Raw genomic sequence first — 13,137 nt, forward strand, 5'->3', positions numbered from 1 at the left:
TGGGCGATAGTGATGGATCTGGATCTCAAGACGCTGGGTATCTTCGTCGAGGTGGCCGAGCGCAAGAGCTTCGTACGGGCGGCCGAGGCGCTGGGTATTACCCAGGCCGGGGTGAGCAATGCCATCAAACGCCTGGAAGCCCAGGTGGACACGGCCTTGTTGGTGCGCACTACGCGCAGCGTCAACCTGACAGTCGATGGCGAGGCGTTCTTCCATCGTTGCCGGCAGGTGCTCGCCGATCTCAACGACGCCAGGTTGGTGCTTTGCCGTGCCGGACGGCAGCCGACGGGTACTCTGCGACTCAGCCTGCCGGTGTCCTTCGGACGCAACCGGGTGGTGCCGCTGCTGGGCGAGTTTCAGGCGCGTTATTCACAAGTCGATCTGGCTGTCTCGATCACCGATCGCTACGTCAATCTGGTGGACGAGGGCATGGATGTGGCCATTCGCTTCGGCCCTCTGGAAGACTCCAGCCTGATCGCACGGCCGCTGCTTCAGGTGCGCCGCCGCGTGGTGGGCGCACCCGCCTATTTCGCCAGGCACGGTGTGCCCGAGTCGCCTGACGACCTGACACGGCACAACTGCCTGGCGCTGACCTATCACGAAACCGGGCGCTCACGTGCCTGGGCTTTTAAGGCGGCGGATGAGCCGCGCGCTTCTCAGCCCAGAGGCTCGTTGACCTTCAACGATGGCCTGGCCCTGCATACCGCGGTGCTGGCAGGCTTCGGCCTGGGGCAGATTCACGATTATCACGTGAAGCGGGAAATAGACGCCGGCCAGTTGGTGCCGGTTCTCGATGCCTGGGAGCCAGCCGCGGATGTGATTTACATCGTCTATCCGCAGTCTCGGCACCTGTCGCCGAGGGTTCGCGCTTTCGTCGATTTCATGGTCGAGGCGCTGGCCAGTGAAGGTAAGTTGTCGGGCGACTGACTTGCCAGCCAGCCCGAGTGCAGTCGCGGCAGCTATGCTTGTGGCACTATTCTCTGCCGTCCCGGTGCCGCCGCGAAACCAGACCCCCACGTGAAATCTTTCCGCCCTGTCCTCGCGCTGTTTTGCCTGCTGCTCGGCGCCTTCGCCCGAGCCGAGCCCTATCAGATCGTCACCGAGGAGTGGGCGCCCTACAACTATCAGCAGGGCGACCAGCTGACCGGCATGGCCACGGATATCGTGCGGGCGATCATGACCCTGACCGGCGACGGCTTCGAGATCGTGGTGGTGCCGAGCATGCGGGCCACCCATGTGCTGATGAATCGCCCCAAGACCATCATGTATTCGATGTTCCGCACGCCCGAGCGTGAGGCGCTGTACAAGTGGGTGGGGCCCATCGCCGAGGAGTCGATCTACCCCTACCAGCTGGCCGGCACGCCGCCGTTGGGCTCCCTCGAACAGTTGCGCCAGGCGCCGCAGATCACTACCCGGCATGCCGGGATCATCCCGCAGACGCTCGAAGCCCAGGGTTTCGCTAACCTGGACAAGAATGCGAACAGCAGCGAACAGCTCTACCGCATGCTGCTGGCCGGGCGCACGGGAATCATCGTCGGTGACACCGATGCGGGCGTGGCCTATTACAGCGCCCAGCTGGATATCGCCCCCGGCACGCTGCGCCGGGTGCCCGTCGCGCTGTATCGCTCGGCGTTGTACATCGCCTTCAGCAAGGACAGCGACGATGCCCTGGTCGCTGCCTGGGCCGATGCGCTCGAGCAACTGCGCCTGAGCGGTGAGCTGGCGCGTATTCAGCAGCGTTACTGGCGGCCGATGACGTATGATCCTGCCCACTGAAGCGTGCCAGGCAGGGGGCGCTGTATCGATATAACCGGAACTGCACGCCATCCGGCGCACTCTGTATCCGCGCTGCCCGGTTGCTGGCCAAATGGCAGCGGTTTCCATCCCTGAGCGTCGTCGTTCAACTGCACTGGATATGAATGCGGATCCCATGGAACAACGAGCGTTTCTGATCGGCGGCGGCGAGACCGGTGCCCTGATCCGTGATCACGATTGGACGACATCTGCGCTGGGCTCTCCTGCGACATGGCCGCGTTCCCTGTGCAGCGCGCTGGAGCTGATGCTCGACTCCCCGGAAAGCATGTATCTGGTCTGGGGGCCGGAGCTGATCTTTTTCTACAACGATGCTTATCGGCCGATTTTGGGGCCGCGCTTGCCAGGTGCTCTCGGGCAGCCGTTGGCGGTGCTGTGGGCCGATGCCTGGGAGGCGGTGCGCGCACCCCTCGAGCAAGCCCTGCAGGGGCAAGCCGTACGCTTCGTCGATATGCCCATCGAGATGGCGCGACGTGGCGAACCCGAGCAGACCTGGTGGAGTTATTCGTTCTCGCCCTTGCGTGATGATGCCGGGCAGATCGCCGGCGTGCTGTGCTTTACCCGGGAAACCACCGAGCATGTCAAAGCCTCCCAGGCACTGCGCGACAGCGAACAGCGCCTGGATGCGCTGATCCGCTCGTCCTCCGAGGTGCGCTTTCATATCAGCGCCGACTGGAGCCAGCTGCACGAGCTCAATGGTGGCAACTTCATCCCCGATACCCAGACCACCAACAGCAGCTGGCTGGACGACTACATTCCGGCCGAAGCCCGGGACATGGTACGTGCGGAAATCGCCCGGGCCATTGAAACGGGCACCTACCACATCGAGCATCCGGTCAATCGTGTGGATGGCACCATCGGCTGGGCCCACGTGCGTGCGGTGCCGTTGTTCGCTGCCGATGGCACCGTCAGCAGCTGGCTGGGCGCGGCCTCCGATATCAGCGCCCGCAAGGAGGCCGAGGCGGCGCTCAAGGCGCGGGAGGCGCAGCTGCGCGAGCTCAACGCTACCCTGGAGCAACAGGTGGTCGAACGCACCACCAAGCTGCGCCTGTTCCGCGACGTGATCGAGGCCAACGCAGCACCCATTTGCATCTTCGACACCGAGTGCCGGCAGATCGCCTTCAACCAGGCCCACGCCCGCGCCATGCAGGAACTCTACGGTGTCGCCGTGCAGGGCGGCGAAGTACTGCCCGACCTGGTCACCTCTGAGCAGGGCCAGGATCTGCGCGCCTACATGCAGCGCGCCTTGCGCGGGGAAACCTTTCGCGTGGCGGCCGAATATGGCCAGCCCAACGGCGAGCGGCGCAGCTACGAGCTCGCCTACACGCCGCTGCACGATGCCGACGGGCAGGTGATCGGCGCCTTCCACTTCGCCCACGACATCACCGAGCAGCTCCGCTCGCAGCTGGAGCTGGAGCGCACCCAGTCGGCCCTGCGCCAGGCCCAGAAGCTCGAGGCGGTCGGCCAGCTTACCGGCGGGGTCGCCCATGATTTCAATAACCTGCTTACGGTGATCAAGTCGTCCAGCGACCTGCTCAAGCGCCCTGGCCTGCCAGAGCAGAAGCGGTTGCGCTACATCGAGGCGATTTCCGATACGGTCGACCGCGCCTCAAGGCTGACCGGGCAACTGCTGTCCTTCGCCAGGCGCCAGACCCTGCGCCCGGAAGTGTTCGCGGTGGGCGACAGCCTGCGAGCGCTGACCGACATGCTGGAAACCCTCAACGGCACGCGCATCGAGCTCGCCCTCCAGTTGCCCAGCCAGCCGTGCCACGTTTACGCCGATGCCAACCAGTTCGACACGGCCATCGTCAACATGGCGCTCAACGCCCGCGACTCGCTCAACGGCGTCGGGCGCATCCAGATTCGCGCCAAGCCCTGCACGCAGATTCCGGCAGGCCGCATGGGCGCTGCGGTGAATGGCGATTTCATCGCCGTGTCCATTACCGACAACGGTACGGGCATCGAGCCGGAGCACCTGGAGGCGATCTTCGAGCCGTTCTTCACCACCAAGGAACTGGGCAAGGGCACCGGCCTGGGCCTGTCCCAGGTGTTCGGCTTCGCCAAGCAGTCGGGTGGCGAGATCATGGTCGACAGCGTGGTGGGCGAGGGCACCACGTTCACGCTATATCTGCCGCGGGTCGCGGCGCGGCCGTCGTCTCGTGCCAAGCATGCCGAGCCGCAACCGCTGGACGGCGCCCATGACACCCGCGTGCTGGTCGTCGAGGACAATCCCGACGTCGGCAGCTTCTGCGTCAGCGCGCTGATCGAACTCGGCTACCAGCCCACGTTGACCTGCAGCGCCGAGCAGGCGCTGGCGTGCCTTGGCGATGCGGCGCAGCGCTTCGACGTGGTGTTCTCCGATGTGGTGATGCCCGGCATGAACGGCATCGACCTGGCCAAGGCGATCCACCGCAATCACCCCTTGCTGCCGGTGGTGCTCACCTCCGGCTATAGCGAGGTGCTGGCGCAGCAGGGCAGCCACGGCTTCGAGTTGCTGCACAAACCGTACTCGGTGGAGCAGCTGTCGCGCATCCTGGCCGGCGCGATCCAGCGCGCCGAGGCGTGCGACTGAGAACCTGGCCCGTTTCTGTGGGAGCTGCGACCTCGCGGCGATTCGCTCAGGCGCCGCCGATAGATAGCCAAGCTGCAATCGTTTCGCCCGAGGTCGGGGCTCCTACAGATTGGTTCGAACGGTCGCTTTGCCTTGCAGCGGCCTCTTTGATGTCGCCTAGAAAATCGTGAACAGGCTCTGAGCGAATGCGTCAGGTCTCTTCAGGTGCTGGTGCATTCTCGCCTGCGGCCAGGGGCGAAATCATCGTGCCAGGCGCTGGGCCTTGGTGCGTGCCCAATCATCGACAGCGAATACGTATTGGCCCGTCCGATGTCCGCCTCAGACGCGGTGAACAACCCGAAATTTACCCAGCACTTCGCCAGATGCCGGTCGGTCATAGCTGGAGGGTTACCAATCAGGAGTGCGCCGCAATGGCCGTGAGATTGAAAAAACTGCAGGGCAGCGACATACCCGAAGAACACAGGCACCTGGGCGATGAAGAGATCTTCCAGGTGGTCACCGCCGATGATCAGCAGCACTTCTTTGCCAGCGAAGTGGAAGCGGCAGCCAAGGTGGCCGAGTTGATCGAGCGAGAGCGCGACGGCGATTCCTGATCGCCGTTGGGTTTACTGGCGGGTCAGCACCAGCGGTTTGTCCGGCCCGGGGATATGCACTCCTGTGTCTCTGATCGCTATCGACGCATTAGCTTATTGAAGGAGCAGGGTTTGGGTCGGCATCGAAGGGGTACGGCTCATCAAGGTCAGAGCGACAGCTACCCTTCGCATGGCTAAGGTACATTTCGGCGCAATGGACAGATGGTTGGAATTTGGCAGACCGTCACATTCTGAGTATTTGGGAGCCTGATAGGATGATGGCTATGTGATTTCTTTGGCGCGTAACTCTGTTATCCAAGTCGTGTAGATGAGTTGTCGTTATCCAAGTTGGATTCGCTCTAGTTAGTCGCGATTTGCACGGGAGAATGGAAATGGATTTTACTGTTAGAATACTGAGTGGTGTTTCTCAAAAAGCGTACTGCTGAGTGGTCTGGTAATTTCTGCTTTTATAAAAAACACGATTTCCGGCAGGTCGACTCAGTGCCATCTAATATTACTTTTGCAGATTTGCCTCGCTTCTAATGTGATGGGTTCAATACCGGATGGCTGGCGAGGTTATGCATGATCCATAGAACCTTTGGTCAGTGTCCTCCGGAGAGGCAGATAGTTCCGATTAATCCCTAAAACACTGTAATTGTTAAAAGGATGTAATAATGCAGGAATCTTATAAGATGGCAGGGCGTGTGGCTGCACACGCTGTTCTCAGCGTCTGCGATGGAGAACTTTTAATACCGATCTACGGCTATCTTGGAAGAGATGGCAAGACGAATATGGTGCGCGTCGTGTCACCTACTGCGGAACAGGCAATGGCTGAGGGCGAGCGAATGTATGACCAAAACCCGAACCAGGCAACTGCAGGTGTATGGGTCGTCGATGGTTTCATCACCTTGCCAGAGGTAGGTAAAGTTGATGCGCTGCTTCTCAATATTTGCACCTATGGCCTTGAGAAAAGCGAGTTACAGTTGGCTATTCCTTACCGGCATGCATTGAGTAGTGAAGGGTTTTCAGTCTTCAACCCAAAATTGTTGAATCTTCAGAATCTGCAATCAGAGCAAATACCCTCGATAATGGATGCCTTTTTTGAGGGGCGTGATGAGCACACTGATGCAGCAAAGATTTGGAAGGCGAGTCAGCAGGGGCAGCCAACGAGTGTATCTGGATTTTCCGGGTTTTCTACGGGCGAGTGGGCGAGTTTGCGAAATGCGCCGCTCGCCATATTTTTCATGGTTGCCAGCGCAGATGGTGATATCGACGAAAAAGAAATCAAGGCGTTTGGTGACTTGTTCAAAGAGTCTGGCAAGTATCCAAGCGTCCTGATGCAGCGTGTCATGCTGGAGCTGAGTCCGCACGTGCGTCAGGGTAGAGAACTGATGATGGAGTTCCTGGTTCACTTCTCCAGCGGGCAGTTCAGCGTGGCACAGTATTTCGCAGGCCTCAGTAGGCTGCTTGCCGACAACGCCGAGGATGAAGCTGCGGCAGCGTTCAAGAGAGATTTGCTGGCATTTGCCAGCGCGGTTGCTGCCTCCTCGGGCGGTGGATTTTTAGGATTCGGCAGCAAAATCAGCAAGCAGGAGAAAGCCGTAATTTCTGTAATTGAAACCTTGCTTATGTCACCACCAGAAGTCGGCGAGTTCATGGCAACTTTGGCGAGTCCTACCTGATTCATGTAGCAAAAAATCAAGGAACAGGTGACGTTGATCTAATGACTATTGTTGCCTGTATCCTGTCTATGTATTGATCTCTTGAAGAAACGATCGATTTTATATTGTCTGTTTGGGGTGAATTGATGCGTTTGGATAAAAGTAGTATCCGTTTGATGACTGCTCTGGCTGTCGGGGTCTTGCTAGGTGGTTGTAGTTTCTTTGTGCCGAAGGAAAGTTACGTTTTTCCCGTGTCAGGCGACCCGTCCGCAATGTTGCGGATGTATGATTCCGATTGGGTCAATCTCAGTGTTATAAATTTGAGTAAGGATGGATGTTATGCTGGATCAACATTATTAACTAAGTCGGTTGGCCTCACCGAGGCTAGGGTTTGGGCGGGTAAAAGTCTGCTGATTGGCTATGGTAAGTCGCTAGGGCATAAAAGTTATTGTGAGATAAGTTTCTCCTTTACTCCCCAGGTTGGTGCGAATTATGATTTGAGATCGGGTTCTTGGAGTGAAAATAAAGCAGGTCTGTTACCTGGGTTCACCAGAGAGCAAGAGTATTGTGGGGTGGTTTTAGTTAAGGCTGTGGAGGGTGTAGAGAGCGTTGAACCGATACAGATGATGCGTGTTAAGCCAGGGCTCTCCTGTCACTCGTTTGTTAGAGCAAGAAGATAGTATTTGCATCTGCACCTTTACGGTTGTGTCTTGATTATAAATACGGAGCTTATTGCCTGGCTTGGTTGGTTATTGCATGGAAGCGTTATTTCTTCTCTAAGATAAGGGGTTTATCCGGCCCGGGAATATGCACCTCGGTGTCGCTGATCACCTCCAGCGGCTCGCCCGGCTGCGGGAATAGCACAGCGTCGCCCTTGATTTCGCTGAAGGTCATCACCGCGCCGTCTAAGGCATAACGGGCGGTGCCGGTGAATTCGTAGGTCTTGATATGCGCTTTCTTGGTGATGACCTGGCCGTCGCCGAAGGCGAAGCTGATGGTCATCGGGTAGCCGTCCTGCTCGACCTGGCCGGTATACAGCCCGTGGGGCAGTTGGGTCGGTGTCGGCCTGGCCTTGTAGGTATCGATCACCGCCATTTTCGCCGGGCTTACCGCAGGCGGGTTGCTGCGAAAGGCGTCCATCGATTTGCGGTGCTCGTAGGGCACGTAAACGGTGACGTAAGCGCCCCAGACAATGAGCCCGAGAACCATCAGGCTGAACAGGTGGCCCGAGCCACGCTGTGAGTACTTCATCGTGTCATTCCTGCGTCGCCGGCCCTTGAAAGACGCCGATTATCGCATCAGTTTCGCCGCGCTGCAGTGGGCCTCGCCGAGGGCCTGATCGAGCAGGCCCTCGGCGATTGTCCCGGCGGCCTTATTCGCTCTGCAGGGCCTCGCGCTGTTTGCGTACCTCGTCGGCACTGATCGGTGCGGCGGCGTTGCCCCAGCTGTTGCGGATGTAGGTCAGCACATCGGCGACGTTCTCGTCCGACAGGTTCCAGGCGAAGGCCGGCATCGCCGGGCCGGTGGGCGCTGCTTCGGTGCTCACGGCGCGGTTACCGGCCAGCACCACGCGAATCATCGAGGCGGCATCCTGAGCGTTGACCAGCGGTGCGTTGGCCAGTTTCGGGAACAGCGTGGCGATGCCTTCGCCGTTCGGCGTGTGGCAACCCGAACAGCGGTCGGCGTAGATCGCGCTGCCGGCTTTCATCACAGCGTCAGCGGCGGCCAGCGGCTCGGGCTTGTCGTGCTCGTGGTCGAGATCCTTGAGGTACACGGCCACGGCCATCAGGTCATCGTCACGCCAGTGCTGGGTGGAGTGCTCGACCGCTTCGGCCATCGGCCCGGAGGCGATGTCGTAGCGGTTGGCACCGGTCTTCAGGTACTGGACGATGTCCGCCTCGCTCCAGTCGCCCAGGCCGATATGAGCGGCACCGGTGATGTTGGGCGCCATCCAGCCCTGCAGGTTGCCGCCCTGCAGGAACTCGGCGTTCTTGTCGCCGCCGATCAGGTTTTTTGGCGTGTGGCAGCTGCCACAGTGTCCCAGGCCTTGCACCAGGTAGGCGCCGCGGTTCCACTGTTCACTCTTGTCGGCCGCGGGCGTGAATTCGCCTTCGGTGAAGTTCATCCAGTTCCACACCTTCATGTTCATTCGCACGCTGAAGGGGAAGGGCAACTGGTTGGTTTCCACTTCGTTGTGCACCGGTTCGATGGTGCGCAGATAGGCCCACAGGGCCTGGTTATCTTCGCGAGTGACCTTGGTGTACGCCGCGTAGGGCATCGCCGGGTAGAGCTGCTTGCCGTCGCGGCGGTGTCCGCGGGCCATGCTGGCTTCGAACTCCTCGAAGTTCCAGCGGCCGATACCGGTTTGCTGATCCGGGGTGATGTTGGCGCCCAGCAGCTTGCCGAACGGCGTGTCGATGGCCACGCCGCCAGAGAACAGCGGCTTGCCGGGAATGGTGTGGCAGGCGGTGCAATCGCCAAGGGTGGCGATGTAGCGGCCTTTCTGTACCAGTTCGTAGGCGTCCTGGCCGCCGACCGCATGGGCCCCGGCGCTGGCAGTGGCCAGCAGGGCGAAGCTGACGCTGAGGAGAGTCTTCATACGTTGATCATCTCCCCGGGGCGCTTGAGGTACTGAGTGCGGATCGCGTGGGCGGCCTTGAAGGCCAGCGCGCCGACGGTGCCGGTGGGGTTGTAGCCAGGGTTCTGCGGGAAGGCCGAAGCGCCAACCACGAACAGGTTGGGCACGCCCCACACCTGAAGGTGCTTGTTCACCGAACTGGTCGCCGGGTCAGCGCCCATCACGAAGCCGCCGACCACATGGGACGACTGATAGGAGGTGTTCGACCACGGCCCTTTGCGCGGGCTGGCGAACATCATCTTGGGGTTCAGCGCCTTGGCGATCTCGGCGGTCTTGTCGGTCACGTACTGGGCCATGCGCAGGTCGTTCTCGGTGAAGTCGAAGGTGATGCGCAGCAGAGGCCGGCCGTGGGGATCCTTGTAGGTCGGGTCGAGCGACAGGTAGTTGGTGCGCGCGCTGTAGTTGCTCGCCTCGCAACCGATGGACATGCTCGCGGCGTAGTACTGCGCCGTGGCCTTCTTCCATTCCTTGCCCCATTTGGGCGTGCCGGGTGGCACCGGGCGCGAGTTGATCGGCGCGGCGCCGATGGGCGTCACCCGGGTGCTGCCGCCGCCGACGAAGCCCAGGCCGGAATGGTCGAAGTTGTCATTGTTGAATTCGTCGATGCCCATGCCGATGGCGCCGCCACCGATGAAGGGGTTGAAGTTCTTGTCATCGAAGAACAGCTGCACATTGTTGGCCGTCTGGTAGGCGTAGTTGCGGCCGGTGGTGCCGGTATTGCTGATCGGGTCGTACGGCTCACCGATGCCGGAGAGCAGCATCAGGCGCACGTTCTCGAAGGTGAAGGCGGCCACCACGACGATGTCGGCGGGCTGCTCCCACTTCTCGCCGTTGGCGTCGACGTAGATGATGCCGGTGGCGCGCTTGCCGGTGCTGTCCTTGGTCACTTCCAGCACTTCGCAATGGGTGTTGGCGGTGAAGTTGGGCATACGCACCAGCGCCGGCAGCACGTTGACGATGGCGCTGGCCTTGGAATAGTTGGCGCAGCCGTAGTTGGTGCAGAAGCCGCAGAAGGTGCACGGCCCCATGGTCACGCCGTACTGGTTGGTATAGCCCTGGGAGGCCAGTGCAGAGGGGACCGGGAACGGTTTGTAGCCCATGTTGCGCGCCGCTTCGGCGAACAGCGTGGGGGCGTAGGTCTGCTTGGTCGGCGGATTGGGGTATTCCCGCGAGCGAGCGCCCTCGAACGGGTTGCCGCCCTCGATGATTTTCCCGCCGATATTGCCGGCCTTGCCGGAGATGCCCGCTACGCGGTCGAATGCGTCGTAGTGCGGCTCCATCTCTTCCCAGGTCGTGCCCCAGTCCTGCAGGGTCAGGCCTTCGATGGCCTGGCTGCCGTAACGCTCGGTGAGGTGGCTCTTGAGGCGGAATTCCTCGGGCTGAAAGCGAAAGGTGATGCCGGCCCAGTGGTTGCCGGCGCCGCCGGTGCCGTTACCGGGGTGGAACGAGCCCCAGGTGCGCATCGGCAACGCGGTTTCGCTGGGCTTGTTGCGCAGCGTGCAGGTGTTCTGCCGGGTGCGCAGCATCAGCTCCTGGCGTGATACGTAGCGCAGCTCGTCGGCCACCGAAGCGATATTGAAGTCGCTCGCCGTGTCGCGCCAGGCGCCACGCTCGAAGCCCACTACGCGCAGGCCTTCGTCGGCCAGTTCCTTGGCGATGATCGAACCGGCCCAGCCGAGCCCCACCACCACGACGTCGGTTGCAGGAAGTTTCTTGGCCATGCCGCTCATCCTTTGCGATTCCACGCGGAGCTGCCGATGATCGACAGCGGTACCAGATCCAGCTTTTCGTTGTGCCGGTCGATGTAGGGGCGGTAGTCGTAACGCGCACCGGGAAAGCCGAGCATCTTCCAGCTCACCATGTCGCGGTTGCCGCCGTAGATCGGGTCGGCGAAGAAGCCTTCCATGGTGTTCTGCAGCACCTGGGCGAAGAACACCTTGGATTCGATGTTCTCGAAGGCGATCTCACCCGACTCCAGGCCTGTGAGCACCTTGTCGCGCTGCTCACCGCCCAGTTCGCTGAAGCGTTTGCCGAACGCCTGCTGGCAGTGTTTGCCGAGCTGCTCCAGGCCCAGGCGATAGCGCTCGCGGGGTAGCTGCTCGGAGCCCGGTTCGATGTCGGGCACGAAGGGGCCCTGCTGGTAGAGGCGTTCATAGGTGCCGTAGTGGCCGGCCAGCTGGCGGTCGATGAACGCCGCGCAACCGGCGTCCTTGCCGCTGGGCGACAGCTCGTCCGCCGGGATCAGTTGTTCGACGATGGCCTCGACTTCGCGGGCCTCCTCGACGGTCAGGAACTGCCAGCCCTTGGCGTCGTAATGCAGCGGGCCGTTATGATCGAACGGCAGCCACTGCGGCACGCCGCTGATGGTGGCGGCCTGGGCGCTGGCGGCGACGCCGGCTGCCACGGTGGTGGCCGAGGCCTTGAGCAGCGAGCGGCGGCTCAAACCCCGCGGGGCTTCTTTGGACATGGGAACTCCTCGAGCGCCGGGCATCCACTGCCCGGCTCAGGCTGTCTGGTACGGAACCACCCGAGGGCGGCATGCGGATGCACGGGCATCCACGACGGGCGTCGAGGTGTTCTGGCCGGTTACGAATAATGGTTTTGCGGCCCTGCGACGCGGCGTCGGAAGCGGCTCCCAGGTGCTCGAAATGTTTTCTGCAATGCATTGCAACAAACTATTGGACGGCGCCAGGGAACTTCTTCAAAAAGTCCGACAGCGAAGCGGCGCGCGGCGTTCAGAGATTTTTGGCCAGGTGGTCAGAAAGTTTCCTGATCGTCGGCGCCCAGTTCGTACAGGGCAGGGTATTTGGGAATGTTTCTGCCTCCGCATCCAGGGGCGATGCGACTCGCTTCGCGCTATCGTTATCCACTCTCGCGCCTTTCAAGTTTCCTCTGGCCAAGCCGATGAAACGGTACCCATCCTGGAGTTCTTGCCGTGTTCAACTCTCACCTCAAACAGATCAACAAGCAGCTGGAAGCGCGCTTGGCCATGCAGGAGGAGGTAAGGGAGAACCTCGACAAGGAAATGATCATCATCCAGCTCGGCAGCGATGGCCGCATCGAGCGGGTCAACGAGCTGTTTCACACCGAGCTCGGCTATCGGCCCGGCGATGTCGAGGGCCAGGCCCTGACCCAGCTGTCGCCGCCGGAGCTGACCCGCGACCCGCATCAGTCCCGCGCGCTGTCGGCGATCAAGGAACGCCGGCATTTCAGCGGTGCGCTGCGTCTGCTCGGCAAGGATGGGCGCCACGTGTGGCTGCGTTCGGTGGTGGTGCCGATGAGCGACATGCAGACCGGCAAGCAGCAACTGGTGATTCACTCCAGCAACCTGACGCGCACCATCGAGGCCTCCCTGGAAAACGAAAGCCTGGTCAAGGCGCTGCTGCGCTCGACGGCGGTGATCGAGTTCAACCTCGACGGTACGGTGATCACCGCCAACGACCTGTTCTTGCGCGGCATGGGCTACAACCTGGCGCAGGTGGTCGGCAAGCACCACCGCATGTTCTGCACCAGCGAGGAGAGCGCGTCGGAGGCCTACCGCCAGTTCTGGGAGCGGCTGCGCCGTGGCGAATTCGTGGTCGACCGTTTCCAGCGTGTCGACAGCGCCGGTCGCGACGTCTGGCTGGAGGCGTCCTACAACCCTATCGTCGATCTGCACGGCAAGCTCTACAAAGTGGTCAAGTTCGCCACCGTGATCACCGAGCAGGTGCACCTCGAGCAAGCCGTCGCCAAGGCCGCCAACCTCGCCTACAGCACCTCGCTGCAAACCGATGCCAGTGCCAGCAAGGGGCGTGAGGTGATTCGCGATACCGTCGAGGTACTGCATCGCTTGGCCAGCGCGATGGAAAGCGCCACCCAGAGCATTCAGGCGCTGGATGAGCA

At 61.2% G+C, this 13,137-nt stretch carries 10 protein-coding genes and 1 pseudogene; 7 read left to right on the forward strand and 4 right to left on the reverse strand.

The annotated features are described in order from the left end of the window. Positions 1–12 precede the first annotated feature (12 nt). The 6 genes from BVH01_RS01870 to BVH01_RS24205 all read left to right on the forward strand — a co-directional run bounded on the left by BVH01_RS01870 (position 13) and on the right by BVH01_RS24205 (position 7,297). Positions 13–927 (forward strand): LysR family transcriptional regulator, encoded by a 915-nt coding sequence (locus BVH01_RS01870; protein WP_075928703.1) that lies wholly within the window; start codon positions 13–15, stop codon positions 925–927. 90 nt (positions 928–1,017) lie between these two features. Further along, positions 1,018–1,776 (forward strand): ABC transporter substrate-binding protein, encoded by a 759-nt coding sequence (locus tag BVH01_RS01875; protein WP_075928704.1) that lies wholly within the window; start codon positions 1,018–1,020, stop codon positions 1,774–1,776. Positions 1,777–1,930: 154 nt separating this feature from the next. Further along, positions 1,931–4,384, forward strand: coding sequence for a PAS domain-containing protein (locus BVH01_RS01880; protein ID WP_075928705.1), 2,454 nt, complete (start codon positions 1,931–1,933; stop codon positions 4,382–4,384). A gap of 410 nt (positions 4,385–4,794) precedes the next feature. Continuing rightward, a complete protein-coding gene (locus BVH01_RS01885; protein ID WP_075928706.1) occupies positions 4,795–4,977 on the forward strand; it encodes a hypothetical protein in 183 nt (60 codons plus the stop codon). Between the two features lie 653 nt (positions 4,978–5,630). Then, the gene (locus BVH01_RS01890) at positions 5,631–6,638 is read left to right on the forward strand and encodes a hypothetical protein (RefSeq protein ID WP_075928707.1); all 1,008 of its coding nucleotides are present in this window, start codon (positions 5,631–5,633) and stop codon (positions 6,636–6,638) included. A 125-nt stretch (positions 6,639–6,763) separates the two neighbouring features. Next, positions 6,764–7,297: a hypothetical protein gene (locus BVH01_RS24205; protein WP_139317759.1), complete on the forward strand. Its 534-nt coding sequence runs from the start codon at positions 6,764–6,766 to the stop codon at positions 7,295–7,297. A gap of 85 nt (positions 7,298–7,382) precedes the next feature. On the opposite strand, the gene BVH01_RS01900 is transcribed toward BVH01_RS24205, so the two are convergent. From BVH01_RS01900 to BVH01_RS01915, 4 genes are all read right to left on the reverse strand, one after another. Beyond that, positions 7,383–7,868 (reverse strand): hypothetical protein, encoded by a 486-nt coding sequence (locus BVH01_RS01900; RefSeq protein ID WP_075928708.1) that lies wholly within the window; start codon positions 7,866–7,868, stop codon positions 7,383–7,385. A 121-nt stretch (positions 7,869–7,989) separates the two neighbouring features. Continuing rightward, complete coding sequence (locus tag BVH01_RS01905; protein ID WP_075928709.1) at positions 7,990–9,216, reverse strand: cytochrome c; 1,227 nt, start codon at positions 9,214–9,216, stop codon at positions 7,990–7,992. After that, on the reverse strand, positions 9,213–10,976 hold the full coding sequence (locus BVH01_RS01910) for a GMC family oxidoreductase (protein WP_075928710.1): 1,764 nt from the start codon (positions 10,974–10,976) through the stop codon (positions 9,213–9,215). The genes BVH01_RS01905 and BVH01_RS01910 overlap by 4 nt, the downstream gene beginning before the upstream one ends. Before the next feature lie 5 nt (positions 10,977–10,981). Then, the gene (locus BVH01_RS01915; RefSeq protein ID WP_075928711.1) at positions 10,982–11,722 is read right to left on the reverse strand and encodes a gluconate 2-dehydrogenase subunit 3 family protein; all 741 of its coding nucleotides are present in this window, start codon (positions 11,720–11,722) and stop codon (positions 10,982–10,984) included. 558 nt (positions 11,723–12,280) lie between these two features. On the opposite strand from BVH01_RS01915, the pseudogene BVH01_RS25115 reads away from it, so the two are divergent. After that, positions 12,281–12,967 (forward strand): annotated as a pseudogene (locus tag BVH01_RS25115) (PAS domain-containing protein); the annotation flags it as partial. Between the last annotated feature and the right edge of the window lie 170 nt (positions 12,968–13,137).

Origin of the sequence: Pseudomonas sp. PA1(2017), from assembly GCF_001945375.1 — a bacterium.
Lineage (GTDB): Bacteria > Pseudomonadota > Gammaproteobacteria > Pseudomonadales > Pseudomonadaceae > Aquipseudomonas.